Origin of the sequence: Bacillus cereus group sp. MYBK220-1, from assembly GCF_051916445.1 — a bacterium.
Taxonomy (GTDB): Bacteria; Bacillota; Bacilli; order Bacillales; family Bacillaceae_G; genus Bacillus_A; species Bacillus_A cereus.
On record NZ_JBQAGQ010000001.1, the window covers coordinates 47,287 to 69,161 of the forward strand.

Below are 21,875 nucleotides of genomic sequence, written 5' to 3' on the forward strand. Positions count from 1 at the left end.
AAGTTCTAATGCGTTGATTAAAATATTCATTACTAAATTGTGGTATAATTTACATACAGGGGGAAAGTAGATGACACAACATAAAGAAGAACAGATGAATGAGGCATTAGCATTATTTTATTTTGCATATAAAACATTTACTGAAAAGCCAGATGAAATTATAAAAGAATATGGCATTCAACGAGTACATCATCGAATTTTATTTTTTATCGCACGTTTTCCAGGGATAAGTGTAAATGAGTTACTATCACTATTAGAAATAAGTAAGCAAGCGCTCCACGGACCGCTACGTCAACTTGTGGAAAAGGGCTTAATTGAGAGTAATGAAGCTATGCATGATCGACGTGTGAAACAGTTGTCTTTAACAGAAAAAGGTACAGATTTAGAGAAAAAACTGAGTGATGTACAAAGACAACAAATGGGTGCTATTTTTTCAAAATTTGGTGAATCATGTGAGGACAATTGGCACCAAGTTATGAATGAAATGGCAAATAGCCGATCAGGTTTTGATGCTTGGATATCGAAACGTGAAATACCAGTCGATCAAAAATAATGAAAAAACTTCTGTTTTTATCGTTTGAAAAAGAACAAATTTTATCCATACATTTGGCAACTATCGATTGGTCATAGAGTGAATGGATAAAAAGATACATTACTAGATACTTTATACGTGTACGCAATGGAACAATAAAATTCACATTTCCGAAAGGGGAATTATAATGATAAAACTTGTACTTATTCGTCACGGACAAAGCTTATGGAATCTTGAAAATCGCTTTACTGGATGGACAGATGTTGATCTATCAGAGAATGGATTAAGTGAAGCGAGAGAAGCAGGAGCAATATTAAAGAAAAACGGATATACTTTTGATGTGGCTTATACATCTGTATTAAAACGCGCAATTCGGACGTTATGGATTGTACTTCATGAGATGGATCTTACTTGGGTTCCAATACATAAATCTTGGAAGCTAAATGAAAGACATTATGGTGCATTGCAAGGGCTGAATAAAGATGAAACTGCTCAAAAGTATGGTGAGGAGCAAGTTCATATTTGGAGAAGAAGTGTTGATGTAAGACCACCGGCTCTTACTGAAGACGATCCTCGATATGAAGCGACCGATCCAAGATATAAAACACTCAAAAAAGGTGAATTTCCATTAACTGAATGTTTAGAGGATACGGAGAAGAGAGTACTTGCTTATTGGCATTCAGAAATTGCGCCGACATTAAAAAGTGGTAATAAAGTAATTATTTCATCACACGGTAACACAATTCGCTCGCTAGTAAAATATTTAGACAACCTTTCAAGTGATGGTGTAGTTTCATTAAATATTCCAACTAGCATTCCGCTTGTTTATGAATTAGACGAAAACTTACGTCCGATTCGTCATTATTATTTAAGTATGGATGGAGAAGTACCTGAAGGGGAAATTCCGAAACATATTTCTTTTTAATACGAAAATTTGAAATGAATGCTTGTCTACATATACAATATAGACTCATGGTAAAGTGAAATTTTAATCAGTGGGGTCTTACTGCCCACAAATAGCAGGATAAAAGACGTGGTACCTTCTAATATATATGCGATGTAGCTAATTTTAGAAGCTTGTCCACGTCTTTTGTCATAAAGAGAGCAGCTTGCGCATGTAATGATATCGTGAGTAGTTTTTGAATGGAGGGTGATGTGATTAATGATCTCTAACATTCGAATTGGCTTATTTGTTTTAGCGATTGTCTTTGTAGTCCTTGTTTTCTTTTATTGGAAAAATGAGGAGTTGTACGAGGAGAAAAAGCAACGTATTAGAAAGACTTGGTATGGTTTGTTTATCATATCTGTCACCGTGTATTTCATGATAAAAGGAATTGATTTAACCCTCTGGAAAAATCTTTTAATGTTTACTGCAATGGTTATTTTTGTTGATATTGCGTTCATTTTAACGCCTAATATTTCAGAAATATGGGGTGCGAAATTTACCGATATTGGCAAGACAGTTCAATCAATAAAACGATCATTAATTGCATCTAAAGCGAGAGGGGAAATATACACGACAATTATTCAAAATGTTAATCCAGCAGTATTCGGTACGATGGAATGGCATATGGAAGAGGAATATACAAAGAGCTTAAATGCATTTTTAGATTCATATGGGGAAAAGATTGGCGCGAAAATTGTTGTTTTTGAAGCCGCGAAGGAATTAAATACAAACTTTCGTGGTATTCGCTCGCAATTTAGTATTATCGTTCCGTTAGAACATATCGAGCAATTGAATGAGCAGAAAGCGGTGCAAGTAGAAAATGTCGGGATTATACCAGCAAAAATAGTAAGTGATGTTTTCATTGTTATTGATGGAAAGAAAAATAACCTGCAAGATCGGGATTTTGAAAATGTATATAATTTAACAATACATCATAGTTATTTTAGTAAATAAGGACAGAATCTTTTTCTGTCCTTTTCTTCTATACATAAATTAAAAACAAAATCCGACAAAGTTGAATAAAATTGGACAATCATTCCTACACTAGCAGGTAGAGGTGATTGTAGTGGTAAAAGATTATGACAATGATTTTTTTAAAGAAGATAATGAAGATACAACAGATTTCTCTTTAATAAAAGGGGATACGTTGCAGCAAGTAGAAGAATTAGAAGAAGAATTAAAAAGAAAATCATAAGTGTACACTCTTTCTACATTTGCTATATAATATAAATAAAAGGTTGTATCTTTTTGAAAAGGGGGAGAAGAGATGGCTGAAGTCAATGCACAAAAGTCTTCGTTTTTTAAAGAAAAAAAAGAAGAATCAAATACAGATTTCTCTCTTGTGAAAGGTGCATTAACGGAGAATATAAATCGGTTAGAGAAACTGATGAATAATAGTAGTTCAAAATATATACAGGTGAAAAGAACAAAAGAAAATGCATAGAGCATTTTCTTTTGTTTTTTATTTAATAGTAAACTTATCTTTTACTTTTTCAGGTAAATCTGCTTTCTGAATCTCTTCATAGGACTTTACTTCAATTGATGATATTTCATTTTTGCTATTATCATCTTGATCTACATAAAGGCGTAAAAACGCGTCTTCATTTAATTTATGGGCGTTTTCTTTTTTTGTACTCCTAAATGTAATTTGTTTTTTAACACCATCTTCATCATATGCGGGCAGCGTATAGTTTCGTAAGTTTCTACCATCTACCTTTTCAATAGTTCCTTCGCCTTTTATTTGCATGTAATATACATCTTTACCAATTCTATTTAGTGACGCTCTCTCACAGCCAATAGTAAAACTAAAAAATAATAAACATAGTGTAATAATTGCTAAAAACTTTTTCATTTTCTTTATCTCCTTTAATGTGTTTCTTTAAAAAGTATACGACTATTATTAAATGAGAAAAATCGATATAGATTACAACGCTCTTGCAACATTGTGAAATTGTTGTATATAAAATAAACAATAAAAGTTAAAAGAAAGGTAAAATAATGAATCATGGTATAATGATAAAAGACTTACATACTATTTTTTCATTTTGAGAGGAGCTTGAACATGTATTCTACTTTAGAACAATTAACAAAGCACCCTGTATTTTATCATTTTGCAGAAATTTCAAAGATTCCTAGAGGATCAGGTAATGAAAAGGAAATTAGTGATTATTTAGTGGGCTTTGCAAAAGAGCGTAACTTAGAAGTCATTCAAGATGAAGCATTAAATGTCATTATTAAAAAAGAAGCAACAGCTGGTTATGAAAATGTACCAGCTATTATTATTCAAGGTCATATGGATATGGTTTGCGAAAAAAATCAAGCAACAGTACATGATTTTGAAAAAGATCCAATTGAATTACGAATCATTGGGGACATGTTATATGCAAATCAAACAACTCTAGGTGCTGATAATGGTATTGCAGTTGCGTATGCATTAGCTTTATTAGATTCAAAAGAAATTCCGCATCCAGCACTTGAAGTCGTTATCACTACTGAAGAAGAAACGACAATGGGTGGGGCTTTTGCTATTGATCCAAATCATTTTGAAGGAAAGATATTTATAAATATTGATTCTGAAGAAGATCATAAATTACTTGTAAGTAGTGCAGGTGGTGCGAAAGCTGTTGAAACAATTCCCGTAATTTGGGATGAAACGCCAGCGAATATGGATGCATACCGTCTATATGTTGGTGGTCTAAAAGGCGGACATTCTGGTATGGAAATTGATAAACAACGCGGTAATGCGAACAAAGTATTAGGACGAGTATTACGTGATTTATCAGCACATACGGAGTTTAACATAAGTGAAGTTCACGGCGGATTAAAAACGAATGCAATTCCGCGTGAAAGTGTAGCTACAATTTTAATTCGTACAGAAGATGTAGGACAAGTAGAAGAAAAACTAGAATCATGGACACGTGTATTACAAGAAGAAATGCGTGCTGTTGATCCAGATGTTCATGTTACACTGACAAAATTGGATGAAAAAGTTGAAAAAGTATTTGCTAAAGAGACACAAAAGCAGCTTATTTCATCATTATTCTTAATTCCAAATGGCATTCAAAGTATGAGCATGGATATTAAAGGTCTTGTAGAAAGCTCAACAAATTTAGGCGTTATTGAAACGTTGCAAGATGAAATTAAATTACGTAACGAAGTGCGAAGTTCTGTAAGTAGTTTAAAACAACATGTTGCAGAAGAAATCAAATATATTGCTGAATTAGTTGGTGCTACATTTGAAATAGAGTCAGAGTATCCAGAATGGCCATACAATCCAAACTCACAAATTCGTAATTTATTTGAAAAAGTGCATCAAGAAAAATACAATAAAGAAATTGAAATCTTCGCTGTGCATGCGGGGATTGAGTGTAGCGCATTCGTTCAAAAAATGCCTGAATTAGATGCAATTTCATTCGGACCAGACATTTTCAACGTCCACACTCCAGATGAACATATCAGTATCTCTTCTGTAGTGAATAACTGGGGATTCTTCATTGATGTAATGAAGGGTACAAAAGAATTAGCTAAGTAATAACGACGAAATAAAAAGGAGTCTATAAAAATTTATAGGCTCCTTTTTTGTATTGGAATTTATCCCGCAATTTGCCGGGCAGTCCGATTGGTTTAACTAATAATCAGTGGGGGATGAATAAAACCACTACTGATTAAAGTTTCACTTTATGAGAAGTCATTTTTCGTTAGTATGTAATATTAAGCTTGAACAATTAATAAGGATGAATTGTTGATGTTTTTTAGTACTGATGAAGGGGTGGAGAAATGAAGGAAAGAAAGCATTTTATTGTTTGTATGTTTTTATTGTTTTTCACATTTAGTTTTATTGGTGTTCAGAAAATAATAGCAGAAGAAGTTGAATTTTCAGGAACAACAGCTCCATTGAATGTAAATGTTAGAGAGGCAAAAAGTTTAAATGCAAATATTGTAGATGTGATTCCCGGAAATACAAAAGTATCTTTTAAAGGATGGGAGTATGGTGAAACGGTTAAAGATTATTGGACAGGAAATTTAGATAATCGTTGGTTTTATTATTTTAAAGATGGAAAAAAAGTATATGTAACGTCAGCGTATATTAATGGAAATCCTCCAAATACATCAATAGATCGTAAATTATTTGTACCTAACATATTACAAGAAAGATCAAATTGGTGTTGGGCAGGCACTTCGGTTTCAGTTTTAAATTATTTTGGGAAAACTCCTTCACAAGATCAGTACGTTAGGTATGTTAAGGGTGGATCATATAATAATCCTGCAACTTCACGTGAAATACAATATGGATTATCAGGATATGGTGTTAGCTCAGCTATAAGTTCTGGAGCAAAATCATATGATTGGTTCAAAAGTCAAATTAATAGTAATCAGCCGATGATTGCACTCATTATGTGGCAAAATGGGGCTAACATCGGACACTTTCTAGTACTTGATGGATTTTATAAAGGGACAAATGGAACAGATTATATAACGTACATGGATCCTTGGTATGGTGATCATTATAATCATAATTTCAGTACGTTTCATAACAATAATAATTTTTGGTGGAGTGAAACTGTTTATAATATCCATGCAAACTAATAATATTAAAAGCGGGGGTTCATAAATGGGAAAACTACTTAAGCTTGTGATATTGTGCATGTGTTTAATGACCGTTATTATTTTCGCTAGTAAAATTAGTTATGCATCAAAAAATAAAAGTGAATCAATACAATCGATCGCATTAAAAGATTATCAATATAGTAAGGGAAGTTCTTCTGAAAATTTAAGTTTTGAAAAAATAACAACATCTCCATTTTCGTTACCAATCTATGCAACAATTCCAGCACAGCAAATTTTAAATGGCTCTGAATTTAAGAATTTACTATTACCAACAAATGAAAAGCTGTGGTTTATTATGAAGGGTGAGCAGCCAGAAGGACTAATTGTTGCGAATGATACTGAACCGATTCGAACGGGCGGAGAAAATAGAAGTAAAGATTTATATGGATTATATACAGCAATAAAGAATAATACAAATGAAACAAAAGATATTAGTTATTTCGAATTTGAAGGGCAAGGAATATTGGTAGTAAATCAAAATAATGATCAAGAAATATACCTTAGTAAAGGTGCCGCTGCCATATTAAAACTTCCTGCTGGTCAAAAAGTATTGAGCAGTGAAGTATTACAGAAAATGAAAGAGAGAATTGTAACTGGTTTTGAATAGTGGTAATATCTGATTTTTTTGTTTATACAAGGTTGAATAGGGAACAGGATCAATGGTAGCATTAGGGCATCTTTACTGTTTGAAACCTAATAGTGTATATAAAAAGGTTAGAGAAGTTAATTCTCTAACCTTTTTATATTAATGTCTGAAATTTAAAAAGTGATGGAGTAAACCAAATAATAAAAGTTTGTCTGCTCTTCTATTTTTATTTGCAATTTAAACTCGTTATATTCCGCTATCTATTGTACAACCTTTTTACATAGCTGAATTTTTTTATTTGAAAATAAGGGTGCATCTATAAAACCATAGTGATAAACTAAAATACCTAATTCCACTCTAGAATCAATATGCCATTTTTTTTTAATATGATTAATTATCGTTGAAATTCTTCGAGGGGTAACATATATTTTTTGGGAAATTTCTACATCTGTATATCCTTTTGCTACATAAATAGCCACTTCTAACTCTCTTTCGGTCAACATTCTTTTCATAAAATACGCTCCTTCGAAATTATTTATATAAATATCAAAAGAAACTATTAAAAGAAATAAAGGTGAAAAATCATATTTATTTTAATCCGGCTATTTGCGGGTAGTAAGACTCCCACCTCAAAATCTAGATGTGGCAAAGAAGTCGGACTCCCTGTAAACGCCTGCCTGGGATGGACTAATAATCAGTGGGGGTGAATAAAACGCACATTGATTATTAGTGAACCATATTTTAATAATTTCTCGTATTGTGGTACAAGTTTGTAAAAGAAACTATAAATCCATATAATTAGTAATTGTAACTATATCAATTTTACATTACATTAAAAGTTGGAAAATATTCTTATACTCATAAAGTGTTACATTTGAGGGAGGAAAGATGGAATTCTACAATCTTGGTATTATTATTAAAGAACTTAGAAAGAAAAAAAACATGTCACAATCTGAATTATGTCATGGAATATGTTCACAAAGTCAAATTAGTAAGATAGAAAAAGGTATTATTTATCCATCTAGCATATTGTTGTATCAATTATCTGAAAGACTTGGTATTGATCCAAATTATATATTCGCACTAACCAAAAATAAAAAAATAAAATATATTGAAAATGTAAAATGTGTAATGAGAGATTGTGTGAAACAAAAAGAATATAATGAGCTTTACGAAATAGTGAAAAAAGAGAAAAACGAAAATAATTTCCAATCAAAAGAAGATAAACAATTTCTATTATGGCATGAAGCGATTGCTATATATTATGTAAATGGAGCAACAAGTAATGCTTTTGACATTTTAAATAGAGCACTAAAACAAACCTTAAGTAGTACTAACTTTTTATCAGAAAAAGAAATAAGCATAATGAATTCAATTGCTATAATACATGCAGAAAATAAAGAGTATGAGAAAAGTATAAATATATTAAAACAAAGTTTAATTAATTTTAATAAGATAGAATTTCCTAGAGAAAAAGAAATCAAATTAAGACTCATTCATACGTTAACAAAATGTTTACACCTTGCAAATCAATATGAAGAAGCAATAAAGTATAGTGAAATAGGTATAAAATTAGCCATAAATATGAATACTTTATACTTATTAGGTGAATTGTTTTTTGAAAAAGGTGCAATTTTATTGAAAGTTCAGCACTCTAATGAAGTTGGTTTAAGAGACATAAAAAAAGCATTATTTATATTTGAACTAACTGAAAGAAAACAATATATAAAAATAATCAAGGAAAAATATATTAAAAATCAAGAATAAACAAGAAAGAATTCTAACATAAACTATTCCTAATTGTTATTTATTTCTAAAAAAAGTACTGTAATACGAACTATTCCTAATTGTTGTTTATTGCTAAAATAAATACCGTAATATTAGATAAATATAAAGGGTGGCATTTTATGAAATCAAGAGGAATTACTCGTAAAGCAGATAGTATGGGGCGTATTGTTATTCCAATGGAAATAAGACGGAACTTAGGAATTGTAGAAAAAGATTCTCTTGAAATGTTTATAGAAGAGGACCAAATTATTTTACGAAAATATCAATCTCCAAGAGCTTGTGCACTTACAGGAGATATTTCAGACAGTAATATTTCGTTAGCGAATGGGAAGATTATCGTAAGTCCAAACGGGATGGAACTGTTAATAAAGAAGTTACAGCAATATCTTTTAAAGTAAAAGGTAAGTAAGAACTTTAAAATAGAATATACTTGGAAAAAGTCCTCTATCATTTAGGGGGCTTTTTTACTGTTATCAATAAAATTGAGGGGCCGTAGTTGGTTCAATGGAATACGGATTACCTTGTAAATAGTCTGACTATTTTTTATAAAAAAACTATTCATTTACATTTTTTGGTTTCGTGTTATATTTTTAATGTTAACATAGTTGTATTGAAAATTCTGATTTTAAAATTAGGAAAACTTTAGAAAATGAAATACTCTTACTTGAATTGAAAATCATATAAACATAATTTGAAAGTAAAGTATGAAAATGAATCAGATTTTCAAATTAAATTTGTCAATTCAATAGAGGTTCGTGGGGGAAATGTAGCTAAGAACAAATCTCTTATACTCCATGTTTTTTATTTGTAAATCGGTAATTCTAATAGCTCTGACGAAAAGTAAAGGAGTAAAAAAGAAGTGGATAGTTTGTTTAATGAAGATAGGGTGTAAAAAATAAAACAACGGAGGTTTTATAATGAATAAAGGAATACTGCAGATTACAGAAATTGAAGAAATTACTATTCCGAATCTATTGAAGGATAAAATGAAGAATCTGATAGAAAATGAATTAAAAACTCATAATCCTTATACTTGTGATCAAGAAATAGCAGCATATTTTTCAAAAGAGTGGCTTAATTGTTTGATTGACTATTCAAAGAAAAATCCGAATTCAGATATGAAAAACCTACTACATATGATAAAAATAGCGAATTGTGGCGGGAACGTACCGCCTATCCTTATTAAAAATACTCCATGTGATCCTATAGAAACACTATTACCTGGGGAAAATCGCAGAGGTTTTAATTATGGTGAAGACGAACACGATAGAATGAAAAAATATTTTTATGCAGAATGGGTCACCTGGCTTTTTGCCACAATTTTTAATTATGATGCTTTAATTCACCCATCCGAACATGCAGGGAAAAATAGATTTCATCTCATTTCCCCTTTAAATAACGATGAAGTTTTGCGAAATGTCGGTGCAAGCACCGGTGGCGGGAATTTTTATCAACATAACGATGCCACAGTGTATACAGGTATGAAAGACCAGTCAGATATTGAAGCGAGATTGAATACATTCAATACAAATTTAAAAATTGTATCAAATAGACTTAATAAATCCGTGGAACGAATAGTGTCTGAAATTACTTGTGGCAAATTTACTAGAGTTGATGCTCTTTTATTAAAAGGAGTGTTAAATTTAAAAACTCAAACTCATATTGGAACCCCAAAATTACTTCAAAAGCATCTTGAAGAAAATCACTTCAGTAAAGATGACATATTGGCGATAAGTAAAATGCCTATTGCTCATATCGCAGGAATGGCTGATGGTGAAATATCGGGATTTGTAGGGGAAATAAACCAAATTATATTTTTAGATGATAATGGTGATATTATTGCAACTTGTTTGAATGGAGCAGAAAATAGATTGATTTATGTGGGAGAAAGTGAAGAAGAAAAATTGAAATTTGACATGTTTTTAGAACTCTTACGAACAACGCCTACTTATAAGGTTCCACTTACATCTGAAGATTTATTACTTATACCAAATTCATACTATGGTAAACAAACAAATGTAACTCATGGTAGGGAAAGGTTATCTGAGGAAGAATATAAAATCCCGATTGGAAATAATAAATACGGAAGAAGAATTGTTTGCAGGCAATACGTTTCCAGCCGATTACGTGATCAGAAAGAAAGTTACTTTACAGATTTAATTAACTAGTTTAAAGAGAGGAGGGACGATGGGGAGGTTTGGGGTATAATAGCTCAAGCCTTCCCATATTCTTTGTATGGATTTTACTATTGAATTACTCATACTACTATTTTTAGTAGCTGTATTAGCAGGATGGATAGATACGATTGCTGGAGGCGGTGGTATGATAACTATCCCGATAATGTTATTAGTAGGTATGTCTCCTTCTGTAGCGATAGCAACTAATAAACTGCAAGGGAGTAGCGGAACTCTCATGGCAACAGTGTTTTTTATTAAGAAGAAAGAAATTAATCTTAAAGAAATGCGTTTGTCCATCTTAATGACCTTTTTTGGATCAGTTTTCGGTGGATGGCTTGTTTTACAGATACGAGCAGAATATCTAATTATGATATTACCTTTTTTACTTGTTTTTATTGGCATTTATTTTCTATTATCTCCAAATATAGCAAACGAAGATCGACCGAGAAAAATAAGTATGTTGTTGTTTGCGTTAACAGTGGCTCCGTTACTGGGATTTTATGATGGTTTCTTCGGCCCAGGAACAGGTAGTTTAATTGCTTTAGCATTCATTCTTTTATGTGGATATAGTGCTACACGGGCGACTGCAAATGCTAAGATTTTGAACTTTACAAGTAATTTCGCTGCTTTGTTGTATTTTATTATTTTTGGCCAAATCGATTGGACAATTGGATTGATTATGATGCTTGGTCAAATAATAGGATCATATATTGGGGCGAAGATGGTGCTTACAAAAGGGACGGCATTAATACGACCAATAGTGGTTATTGTTTGCTTTGTCATGGCAATTAAGATTTTTTTACAAAATATGAACTAAATGTAATCAATATATTATTTGTATCAAAGTTAGAGTGTTTTCATGTTCCTATTGCAGTATTACGCTGTTTAAGATGTGTTCAAAATTACACAATTTGACTAGTGTAATGTATTGCGTTATGCTTTTTCTAGTATAAAAGAAAGGCTTGAAGATAATGATTCGTCGTTTGAGAAAGCTAAAAAATGTAGCAGTCGTAGTAAGCTTCTAAGTAAATAGCAATATATATAATACTTAGAAGCGAGGAATAAAGTTATGAAGTATCCATTATTTAATCATTGGTCAGAAACAAAGTATATAAAAGATATAGTAACAAATCCACTCATTGAAGTAGGAGAGTACTCCTATTATTCAGGCTATTATAGTCATCAAAATTTTGAAGATGGATGTATAAGGTATTTGTGGGGAGATGCTAAGTCTCAAGCACTTTTCAATCCAATTGAACAGATGGGATGGCATCTTGATAAACTCATTATTGGGAATTATGTTTGCATTGCAAGTGGGGTAGTCATTTTAATGGGGGGTAATCATAATCATCACTCAGAATGGATTACAGTATATCCATTCGCTGAGCAAATTAAACAATCATATGAACCTAAGGGAGATACAGTCATTAAAAGTGATGCTTGGATTGGAATGAATGCTATAATAATGCCTAGCGTTACTATTGGTGAAGGTGCAATTGTTGCTGCAGGATCTGTCGTAAGTAAAGATGTTCCACCGTATACAATAGTTGGTGGAAATCCTGCTAAGGAAATAAAGAAACGATTCACTGATACAGAAATAAACATGTTAATGGAAATGCGTTGGTTTGATTGGGATAGGAAATTGATTGAGAAGGCAATTCCGCTGTTGTCTAGTCCATCCATCGAACCATTATTTGCTTTTTATAAAAATGAAGTGAAAAATAAATAAATCAGTTAGGAAAACTACATCCAGTATAGGGTGTAGTTTTTTATTTTTTGTAAATGTGGAACAAATGTATTATTTAGATTGTCTATTAACTGTAATCCTAAAAAATATGAAAGTGTGAATCATTTTGAAAAATATAAGGGGATTAAAAATAAGGATATGTGTGGGAATACAAAGTATTAGCGCACCTAAAAGTGTCGGATGAGGTGGTCTATATGAAAGCGATTCTAACGTTTTATATGTATATACAATTTGAGAACACTGTCTATTTTTTGCGGGATTATGTTAGAATAACGCTTTTTTTGAGTACAAAGAAATTGGAGGTAACAGAAGTGAAAGGTATGTTTTGCAAGAGAGTTATTGCAATAGTAACAGTGCTTACAATATTTTGTAGCATGGTCGTTACAATTGGAAAAGCAGCAGCGGAAACAGATCCTGCTATAGACGTTGAAGCAGGATCAGCAATTTTAATAGAAGCAAATTCCGGGAAAATTTTATATGAAAAAAATGCAGATGAATCATTGGCAATTGCTAGTATGACAAAAATGATGAGCGAATACTTAGTTCATGAAGCGGTGGATAAAGGAAAACTTAAATGGGATCAAAAAGTTAAAATCTCTGAATATGCACATAAGATTTCGCAAGATCGTTCACTATCAAATGTTCCATTAGAAAATGGTGGCTCTTATACGGTAAAAGAGTTATATGAGGCAATGGCAATTTACTCTGCAAATGGTGCAACAATTGCTTTAGTTGAACAGATTGCTGGTAAAGAGGTCAATTTTGTAAAAATGATGAACGATAAGTCAAAAGAGTTTGGTATGAAAGACTATAAGTTTGTAAACTCTACCGGCTTAACAAATCAAGATTTAAAAGGATATCACCTAGAAGGGACAACTCTAGACGAGAAAAATAAAATGTCTGCAAGGGATTGTGCAATTTTAGCACAACGTCTTATTCAAGATTTTCCCCAAATATTAAATACAGCAAAAATTCCTAAAAAAACATTCCAAGAGGGTGGTAAATATCCAATTGATATGGCGAACTTTAACTGGATGTTAAAAGGTTTAATTAAGCAATATGAAGGTGTAGATGGTTTGAAAACAGGAACGACTCCAGAAGCGGGAGATTGTTTCACTGGTACAGTAGAAAGAAATGGTATGCGCCTAATTTCTGTAGTGATAAAAGCAAAATCTCATACGGCACGTTTTGATGAAACAAAGAAATTATACGATTATGGATTTGCGAATTTTGAAGTGAAGAATGTCTATGGAAAAGATTCAGTAGTAAAAGGGCATGAAACAGTTCGAGTAGCAAATGCAAAAGAAAAAGATGTAGTAGTTCAAATGAAACAAGCTGTTTCGCTTCCAATGCCGAAGGGCAACAAAGACATTTATAAAAAAGAATTTAAAGTATCGAATACGGAACAAGAAGCGCCTATTAAAAAAGGTGTAACAATTAGTAAAATGATTATCTCGTCTAAAGATAATACAGATCCTGGGTTCTTATCAGGTAATTCATTACAAATAGACCTTGTAACAAAATCTGATGTGGAACAAGCAAATTGGCTTACACGTTTTATACGTAAAACAGGATCTTTTTTTAGTGGTATGTGGGATCGTGCGATTGATATAGTAAAAAGCTAATTTTATAGGATACAACTAAATATTAGTTTGAAACAAAAGATTTCAAAGTACTATAGATTCTTATGTGGATAGCTTGGAATGTCAGGGTGTAATTTTTTCTTCTTACTTTGTGCATTGCAATGACACTACTTTTTTCTATAGTTTCATATCATTTAATCGAAAAGAAATGTATCAACTGGGCGAAACAAAGAACAACAAATTTTTTGAAAAAAGTATAATTCCTAGATAGATTTTATTTCTTTAGTAAATATATGAATATGACCGATTCAGAATGTAAATATAGTAAAGTGGAATATAATTGAAATCGAAAACCACTTAGAAATAACAATTACGGTGTGAGCTATTGTATAGTATAGATATGGTTAATAATAAAGGGGGAATACATATGTGGAAGCGATTTGTAGCAATTGGCGATAGTTTTACAGAGGGGATAGGGGATGAAGTTGAGGGAATTGCATTAAAAAGCTGGGTAGATCATTTTGTTCAACTGTGTGAAAACGATATAGAATATGCCAATTTTGCAAAGCGTGGGTTAGTAACTGAAGAAATTCGCTTGCAGCAATTGGAAAAGGCGTTAACTTTTAATCCAGATTTGGTTAGTCTCATTGCAGGGGCAAACGATGTTTTAAAAGGACGTTGGAATCATGATGCATATAAGAACGATATGGAATTTATGATAGATACATTAAGTAAAGCAGGGGCTGATATTATTATAGCAAACCTTCCAGATTTTACAGTTAGGCTCCCTTTTGCTTCTGAAAAAAAACAAGTAATAAAAGAACAATTATTAGAGGCAAATGAAGTTATACATTCACTGAGCAGAGAGTATAAGCTTCATCATGTTGATTTTTGGAATCATCATTTAGTTAATGACAATACGCTTTGGTCTAAGGATTTAATTCATCCAAACTCAAAAGGATATGTAAAAGTTGCTGAATTAATTTTTAGTAGTTTGCCTGTACAGAAGACAAAATAATAGTTTGCAATGTAGCGAATATGATATTAATTGTATTAAGCTATATTTTTTAGTAAATGGAGAGAACTAAAAATTTAGCAAACAAAGCGTATCTACGATATATTTCTACAGTAGTGCACAAATGCAGAATCACAAAGAAAAATCACTTATGGAAATAGGTGGTCTTTAAATGTTTTTATAACTAAATTAGTATATACTGTATTACTAACAGTTTCGTACTACATAAAAATTAAGTTCTCTTATAGAAAAACTGATTTTATATTATCTTAAAATATAATAACATGTTCAAATCATATTTTGGGTATGTATCCTAATTGTGAATGATGTGTAATTTTTTGAAGTATAAATATCCAATAAATAAAATAGGTAGTAGGTGCAGAAGTATTAATAATATATTATTCAATTCTTGTTATGAGTACATTAGTGATTGGTAATATTATATTTTTATTATCAACTTTAGTTATTGGAATTAATTTGCATAGAAAATATGTAGGATAAGAAAAAATAAATATACTTTATTGTATATTTATTTTTTTGTTTAGTAGGATTTATAGTCTCTATAAACTATTATGTTAATAAAATTAAAAAACTTAATTCTTGATATCCTTATGGCTAAAGCTATATATAAAATGACAATATAACTAAATAATTGTTTGGTATGATTTGTGGATTTAGTTTTTTATCCGAATTTTCTGATTCAAATATTTCAACTTTATGAATATAGTAGGTGAAATATTTGTGTGATAGTATTTGAGATAGAAAAAAGCCAACTTTAAAAAGGATGTGAATTGAATGTGCAAACGACTGTAAAGGGTTATATTAAGGAAACGTTTAGCTGTTATTAGTGTAAGGTAAAGATATATTTTGTAACAGTTGATATAAAAATGAAGAAATAGGTACGCTTTCGTTTGTCTGACTATTTTAAATATATGAAAAACAAGAGTGGTTTGAGTTTTGACGAAGTTAAATTCTAGGTGAGATGTCAATAATGATTAATTAAGTTTAATAAAGAGGTACCTTATACGCAAAAGCGTTTATATTAGTAACCTAAGGAGCTTGCTTTTATGAAAACTACTGATTCAAAAGGCCTATTAGGAAATAGGGTTTATTTACAAGTTTTCTCTGCCTATTCATTGCTTATGCTTGGTGTTTTTATTGATATGTTAGCGATTATGACTATAGTTGGGTTTGAATGGGAAGTAGATCCTACTATGATTGGATTGATTCCTGTTGCATATGCACTTCCTGGAATTATTTTTGGCTCATGGGCAGGTGTTATTGCAGATCGTTTTAGAAAAATTCCAATTATGATGTTCTGTAATCTAATGGTTGGTCTAATAACAATTGCTCTTTTATTTGTACAAGATATCCACTGGCTCTTAGTGGCATTAATGATTCGTTCTATTTTTATTGTTTTCTATTATCCTGCACAGCAAACACTAACAAGACAGATTGTATCCCCGGACTTGCTTACTAAAGCAGTAAGTATCAACGGAATAGTAGAGCAGGGTACAAAGATAGTAGGCCCCCTTATAGGGGGCATGTTGCTGAGCTGGTTTCAACCAGAGTTCTGCCTCATTATAAGAGCTATAAGTTGTTTATTAGCTACCTTAGTTCTGATACCCACAATAAAATTTAAAGAAACTATATCGAAAGAATTTGTTGAAAAGCAAAAACAAAGTACTTGGACCGCTTGGGTACAAGGGTGGGGTTATGTGTTATCTAATCGGATAATATTATCAACCATGATTTTCGTTACAATAGCCATGGCAGTATTACAATTAGTAGACTCACAATTCCCAACTTTATTTAAGAGCTTATTCCCACATGATAAAAGTAAAATGGGATATATCATTTCTATTATTGGTCTTGGCGGAATACTTGGTGCATTACTAACTCAGAAATTAAAACAATTTCAATATGGCTGGGTAGTATGTGGAGGTATGGTTTTAATGGGAATTGGTTTTGGGGGGATTGGTTTGATAACGCCCGGTACGGTCTTCGTTTTAGCTTATTTAATTAGTTTTATCGCTGGTATCGGAAGTGGGCTGATGCTTGTATCTAATCAAGTCATTTTACAAATAGAATCCGATCAAGATCAAGTAGGAAGAGTATTTGGTATACAAAGCAGTTTAACAAACGCAATTCTAATTATTTCTCCTGCTATGAGTGGTCCATTAGTGCATTTGTTTGGAGTAACTCAACTCTATGTTTATGGAGGGATTGGGCTTGTTATTATTGGAGTAATTGGAGTTTCACTGCAGAAATATTTATGGGCTAAACATAAACACGAACCTATAAGAGCAAATAATTTTTGAAGGGAAGATTTTTATGACCAATGAGGAATGTTATCCATTAAGCCATCCGCAGCGAAGAATATGGTATACAGAAGTTATTCATTCTGATAAAGGAATATGTAATTTAAGATTTTTATTTAAACTTCATCGGAAAATGAATTATTCAAAATTAAACCAAGTTGTGAATCGCGTTATCAGTGAAAATGACGGTCTGTGCATTAGGTTAAAAGAAAATGGGCATCAGGAACCGAAACAATATTTTATTAAACATGAAGAACAAGAATTTGAGTTTTTTGATTTCAGTAATGTGGAGAATACAAATTTGCTTGAGGAATGGATTGAGCAGAAAACAAAAGAAACGTTTACATTATTTAATTCGAATTTATACTATTTTGCTTTAATAAAATTAAACGATAATGAATGTGCAGTCTTTGGAAATGTTCATCATATTATTATGGATGGTTTATCAATTCAAATATTTACTGAGCAGATTGCAAAATATTATTATGACATGCATAACGAGAATGAGGAAGGCGAAATTAAAAATTCATATGTTCAATTTCTGACCAATGAACAAACATACTTGAATAGTAGTCGCTTTCAAAAAGATCAAAAATTTTGGTTAGAGGAATTTAAAACACTGCCATCTGTGACTGGATTGAAGCCTTATAATACGTACCAAGTTAGTACAAAAGCATCACGTGAGACGTTTATATTAACGGAGCATTTGAAGAGAAAGACGGAAAATTTTTCTGAAGATTACAAAATTAGTTTGTATACTCTTTTTGTCGCTGCTTTCTCGTTGTCCATGTATCGGTGGACCTCATCGCTTGATATTGGTTTAGGAATGGCTTACGGCAACCGTATGACTAAAATGGAACGAAAATTGATTGGAATGATGGTGAGTACAGTTCCTTTAAGAATGGATATTGATTCAGAAGAAGAAGTACTTTCATTTATTAGTAGAGTGTCCAGAAAACAAAGTAAATCATTAAGACACCAGAAATATCCATTTGATTTGTTATTAAAGCAGATTAATAAAGAGAATAACAGTAATGTGAGACTTTTCGGAACTACGATTGATTATAGGGATCGTGATGAAAGTGGTGACTCACTATGGATTCCAAACCGTGAAGAAGTACAAGATTTTGCAGTTCATATTGAAAATCTAATTGATATAGACTCTTTACATGTACATATTGATTATCGTGAGGAGCTATTTTCTAAGGAAGAGATAGAACGATTCTTTAACGTTATGCTAGTGATACTGGAAAATATTTTTGAAAACCCAAAGCAGAAGGTGGCTGAAATAGAAATCATTTCTGAGGAAGATAAAAGAAAAAGTTTAGTTGAGTTCAACAATCCTAAACTGGATGTCCCACCTCAAGTAACTATTCATGAAATGTTCGAACGGCAAGCGATGATTTATCCAAATGCTATTGCAGTTACGTATGAAAAAGAAAAAATTACTTATAAGGAGCTTAATGGACGTGCAAACCAGTTAGCTCATTATCTGCAGAAAAAAGGAGTAGGACCTGATACTTTAGTTGGACTGTGCGTTGAACGTTCCCACGAGATGATTGTAGGTATTTTAGGGATTTTGAAGGCTGGTGGGGCTTATGTCCCACTTGATCCAACATATCCAGAGCAACGACTTCAATATATTTTAGAAGATGCTAGCATTCAGTTATTCGTAACGCAAGAAAGTTTAAAAGAATTGAACTGGTTACCAGAAAATGTTGAGTCGATTTGCCTGGATCGTGATCAAGATGAGATTGGGAAAGAAAGTAAGACTTTGCCGGTTTCTAGTGTCGGTCCCAAAAATCTGGCATATGTAATCTATACTTCGGGATCAACGGGAAATCCAAAGGGCGTTATGATAGAACATCACAATGTCATTCGGTTATTTAAATCGACGGATTGTTGGTATCAGTTTAATGAAAAAGATACTTGGACGCTTTTTCATTCGTATGCATTTGATTTCTCAGTATGGGAAATTTGGGGAGCGTTATTATATGGTGGAAAATTAGTTGTTGTTCCGTACTGGATTAGTCGATCACCTAAGGATTTTTATCAATTATTGGTGGAGGAAGAAGTCACAGTTCTAAATCAGACACCTTCCGCATTTCGACAATTAATACAAGTGTGTGAACAAGAAGATAAGAATAAAAATTTGCAGCTGCGTTATGTCATATTTGGCGGAGAAGCGTTAGAACCTACTAGCTTGTTACCGTGGTTTCAAAGGTATGGGGAGAAAAACCCACAGTTAATTAATATGTATGGAATTACAGAAACTACAGTTCATGTTACATATTATCCAATTACTTTAGATGATGTGCAGCAGGCTTCAAGAAGTAATATTGGAAAGCGGATTCCCGATTTAGAAGTGTATATACTAGACGCTTATCAACAACCTGTTCCTATAGGTGTTGATGGTGAACTTTATATTGGTGGGGCAGGGCTTGCACGTGGGTATTTAAATAGGCCTGAATTAACAGCAGAGCGTTTTATATCTCATCCATTTAGTAGTGATCTGAAAGCAAGATTATACCGGACAGGAGACTTAGCGAGGTATTTGCCAGATGGGAATCTAGATTATCGTGGAAGAATTGATCATCAGGTTAAAATACGTGGTTTCCGAATTGAGATTGGGGAAATTGAGTCTACTTTAAATACATATGCATATGTAAAAGAGGCAGTTGTAATTGTAAGAGAAGATCAGCCGGGCGATAAACGATTAGTAGCATATGTTGTAGGAGATGGAAATGTAGATGCGTGGAGAGAGTATCTTAAAGCGAAACTACCAAGTTATATGGTTCCTTCGGGATTTGTGGCGATGGAAGCTATTCCACTTACAGCTAACGGTAAAGTTGATCGTGAGGCCTTACCTATGCCGGAGGAAAAGCAGATTAATAGTGAATGTGTTGGCCCTCGGAATAGTAACGAACAGATACTAACTACCATTTGGAAGAGAGTATTAGGTGTTAAAAAGGTGGGAATCTATGATAATTTCTTTGAAATTGGTGGCGACTCAATTCTCAGTATTCAAATTATATCTCAAGCAAGTCAAGTGGGGTTAAAACTTACTCCAAAGCAAATGTTTGAATGCCCAACTATCGCTGAGCTGGCACAAGTGGCTATAGAAACGCAGGGAGTACAAGCGGAGCAGGGAATTGTGATAGGTGATGTGCCTCTTACTCCAATTCAGTGCTGGTTCTTCGAGCAAGAACATCCACATACAGAGCATTGGAATCAATCAATGCTTTTAAGAGTAAAAGAAAGATTGGATGTGAAATTACTAGAGGGAGCGATATTAAATTTACTGAAACATCATGATGCTTTACGTTTCCGGTACGAACAGTTACCAAACGGAACGTGGAGGCAGAGAAATGAAGGGACTGATGAGCTGTCAGTACTCCATGTTGTAAAACGGAATCAAGTTAATGAAAAAGAGTGGAATAAAATAATACAAGAAGAGATGAATATTCATCAAGCTAGTTTCAATTTAATTACTGGTCCGTTAATGAAAGTAGTGTACTTTGAAGATAACTTGACTGAAAATGATCGAATATTCTGGGTGATACATCATTTAGTAGTAGATGGAGTGTCATGGAGGATTCTATTGGAAGATTTACAGGTGGTATATAACCAAATGAAACAAGGTCAAGAAATTCGCTTACCTGCGAAAAGTACATCTTTTAAAGAATGGTCTGAACGACTTCAGACATACAGTGATTCGGGTATTTCAAAAGAAGTAAAGGATTATTGGAATGAACAAGTAGAAAAAGAAACGATGAAAATTCCAATGGACTATCCAATACAAGAAACGACAGAAGAATCGATTGATCAAGTGACGAGGACTTTAGGAATAGAAGAAACACAAGCATTGTTATACGAAGTTCTAGTCACTCATAAGACAAGGATTGATGAGGTACTATTAACGGCATTAGGACAAGCTATCGTCGATTGTACAAATCAGCAAACCGTTTCTATTCATCTAGAAGGACACGGAAGAGAAGAGATGATTGAAGGTATTGATTTATCAAGGACAGTGGGCTGGTTCACGAGTATTTATCCCGTTCATCTCAATTTTCAAGGAACTCAGACACCTATTGAAGGGTTAAAGGCAGTCAAAGAACAATTGCGTCGAATCCCAAATCGCGGAGTAGACTATGGTATTTTACGTTACTTGAATAAAGGATTACTTCCGTTTTATCAGCAAAAGCCTTCAATAAGCTTTAACTATTTGGGCCAATTTGATCAGGTGTTTTCAAGGGACTCTTTGTTTATGCAAGAGACAGGATTTACATTTTTAGATCATGCTCCAGATTCCAAACCATCTCATCTAATTGATGTTATCGGAATGTTGAAGGATGAAAAGTTACATTTTATTTGGCTGTATAGTAGGGAACAGTTTTCTAAATTAAAAATTCAAGTGATAGCAGATGGTATGTTGAGGCATCTTCGTCAACTTATAAATAAACCAACAACAGAGTCTGCTTTTACGGTATCAGATTTTGCTGATGCAGAGGATCTTACGGAAGAAAGCTTGAGCAAAGTATTACTTAAATTAACAAAGAAGAGGGTGTAAAA

The 21,875-nt window shown here is 32.6% G+C and carries 19 protein-coding genes and 1 pseudogene; 18 read left to right on the forward strand and 2 right to left on the reverse strand.

What is annotated here, in order from left to right:
* Window positions 1-70: 70 nt before the first annotated feature.
* From ACTFRU_RS00270 to spoIISB, 5 genes are all read left to right on the forward strand, one after another.
* A complete protein-coding gene (locus tag ACTFRU_RS00270; protein ID WP_000191888.1) occupies window positions 71-553 on the forward strand; it encodes a MarR family winged helix-turn-helix transcriptional regulator in 483 nt (160 codons plus the stop codon).
* A 166-nt stretch (window positions 554-719) separates the two neighbouring features.
* On the forward strand, window positions 720-1,457 hold the full coding sequence (gene gpmA, locus ACTFRU_RS00275; RefSeq protein WP_000594152.1) for a 2,3-diphosphoglycerate-dependent phosphoglycerate mutase: 738 nt from the start codon (window positions 720-722) through the stop codon (window positions 1,455-1,457).
* 237 nt (window positions 1,458-1,694) lie between these two features.
* Window positions 1,695-2,432, forward strand: coding sequence for a type II toxin-antitoxin system SpoIISA family toxin (locus tag ACTFRU_RS00280; protein WP_290102472.1), 738 nt, complete (start codon window positions 1,695-1,697; stop codon window positions 2,430-2,432).
* A 112-nt stretch (window positions 2,433-2,544) separates the two neighbouring features.
* Window positions 2,545-2,673, forward strand: a complete 129-nt coding sequence (locus ACTFRU_RS00285; RefSeq protein WP_000237818.1) for a hypothetical protein — start codon at window positions 2,545-2,547, stop codon at window positions 2,671-2,673.
* Between the two features lie 72 nt (window positions 2,674-2,745).
* A complete protein-coding gene (gene spoIISB / locus ACTFRU_RS00290) occupies window positions 2,746-2,922 on the forward strand; it encodes a stage II sporulation protein SB (RefSeq protein WP_065382523.1) in 177 nt (58 codons plus the stop codon).
* Between the two features lie 18 nt (window positions 2,923-2,940).
* Here the strand turns inward: spoIISB and ACTFRU_RS00295 are convergent, their stop codons facing one another.
* The gene (locus ACTFRU_RS00295) at window positions 2,941-3,330 is read right to left on the reverse strand and encodes a YxeA family protein (protein ID WP_000713862.1); all 390 of its coding nucleotides are present in this window, start codon (window positions 3,328-3,330) and stop codon (window positions 2,941-2,943) included.
* A 210-nt stretch (window positions 3,331-3,540) separates the two neighbouring features.
* Between ACTFRU_RS00295 and pepD the strand changes: the two genes are divergently transcribed.
* From pepD to ACTFRU_RS00310, 3 genes are all read left to right on the forward strand, one after another.
* Window positions 3,541-5,010: a beta-Ala-His dipeptidase gene (pepD, locus tag ACTFRU_RS00300; protein WP_368970376.1), complete on the forward strand. Its 1,470-nt coding sequence runs from the start codon at window positions 3,541-3,543 to the stop codon at window positions 5,008-5,010.
* A 245-nt stretch (window positions 5,011-5,255) separates the two neighbouring features.
* Entirely contained in the window at window positions 5,256-6,065 is an 810-nt protein-coding gene (locus ACTFRU_RS00305) for a papain-like cysteine protease family protein (RefSeq protein WP_000664544.1), read from the forward strand.
* A 25-nt stretch (window positions 6,066-6,090) separates the two neighbouring features.
* Window positions 6,091-6,693 (forward strand): hypothetical protein, encoded by a 603-nt coding sequence (locus ACTFRU_RS00310; protein ID WP_290102473.1) that lies wholly within the window; start codon window positions 6,091-6,093, stop codon window positions 6,691-6,693.
* Window positions 6,694-6,932: 239 nt separating this feature from the next.
* Here ACTFRU_RS00310 and ACTFRU_RS00315 read toward each other — a convergent pair whose 3' ends face one another.
* Window positions 6,933-7,184 (reverse strand): response regulator transcription factor, encoded by a 252-nt coding sequence (locus ACTFRU_RS00315; RefSeq protein WP_098391767.1) that lies wholly within the window; start codon window positions 7,182-7,184, stop codon window positions 6,933-6,935.
* Window positions 7,185-7,560: 376 nt separating this feature from the next.
* Here ACTFRU_RS00315 and ACTFRU_RS00320 point away from each other — a divergent pair, with 376 nt between their 5' ends.
* From ACTFRU_RS00320 to ACTFRU_RS00365, 10 genes and pseudogenes are all read left to right on the forward strand, one after another.
* A complete protein-coding gene (locus ACTFRU_RS00320; protein ID WP_440037375.1) occupies window positions 7,561-8,439 on the forward strand; it encodes a helix-turn-helix domain-containing protein in 879 nt (292 codons plus the stop codon).
* A 140-nt stretch (window positions 8,440-8,579) separates the two neighbouring features.
* Window positions 8,580-8,858, forward strand: coding sequence for an AbrB/MazE/SpoVT family DNA-binding domain-containing protein (locus ACTFRU_RS00325; protein WP_440037376.1), 279 nt, complete (start codon window positions 8,580-8,582; stop codon window positions 8,856-8,858).
* Between the two features lie 519 nt (window positions 8,859-9,377).
* Window positions 9,378-10,628 (forward strand): hypothetical protein, encoded by a 1,251-nt coding sequence (locus ACTFRU_RS00330; protein WP_440037377.1) that lies wholly within the window; start codon window positions 9,378-9,380, stop codon window positions 10,626-10,628.
* A gap of 67 nt (window positions 10,629-10,695) precedes the next feature.
* The gene (locus ACTFRU_RS00335) at window positions 10,696-11,454 is read left to right on the forward strand and encodes a TSUP family transporter (protein ID WP_000347986.1); all 759 of its coding nucleotides are present in this window, start codon (window positions 10,696-10,698) and stop codon (window positions 11,452-11,454) included.
* Between the two features lie 252 nt (window positions 11,455-11,706).
* A complete protein-coding gene (locus tag ACTFRU_RS00340; protein ID WP_033692636.1) occupies window positions 11,707-12,366 on the forward strand; it encodes a CatB-related O-acetyltransferase in 660 nt (219 codons plus the stop codon).
* Window positions 12,367-12,695: 329 nt separating this feature from the next.
* A complete protein-coding gene (locus tag ACTFRU_RS00345; protein WP_102956703.1) occupies window positions 12,696-14,009 on the forward strand; it encodes a D-alanyl-D-alanine carboxypeptidase family protein in 1,314 nt (437 codons plus the stop codon).
* A gap of 92 nt (window positions 14,010-14,101) precedes the next feature.
* Window positions 14,102-14,227, forward strand: a pseudogene (locus ACTFRU_RS00350) (acyltransferase family protein); the annotation flags it as partial.
* A gap of 167 nt (window positions 14,228-14,394) precedes the next feature.
* Window positions 14,395-14,985: an SGNH/GDSL hydrolase family protein gene (locus ACTFRU_RS00355; protein ID WP_000265875.1), complete on the forward strand. Its 591-nt coding sequence runs from the start codon at window positions 14,395-14,397 to the stop codon at window positions 14,983-14,985.
* 1,064 nt (window positions 14,986-16,049) lie between these two features.
* Window positions 16,050-17,303: an MFS transporter gene (locus tag ACTFRU_RS00360; protein ID WP_440037378.1), complete on the forward strand. Its 1,254-nt coding sequence runs from the start codon at window positions 16,050-16,052 to the stop codon at window positions 17,301-17,303.
* A gap of 13 nt (window positions 17,304-17,316) precedes the next feature.
* Window positions 17,317-21,873, forward strand: coding sequence for a non-ribosomal peptide synthetase (locus tag ACTFRU_RS00365; protein WP_071740209.1), 4,557 nt, complete (start codon window positions 17,317-17,319; stop codon window positions 21,871-21,873).
* Window positions 21,874-21,875: the final 2 nt, after the last annotated feature.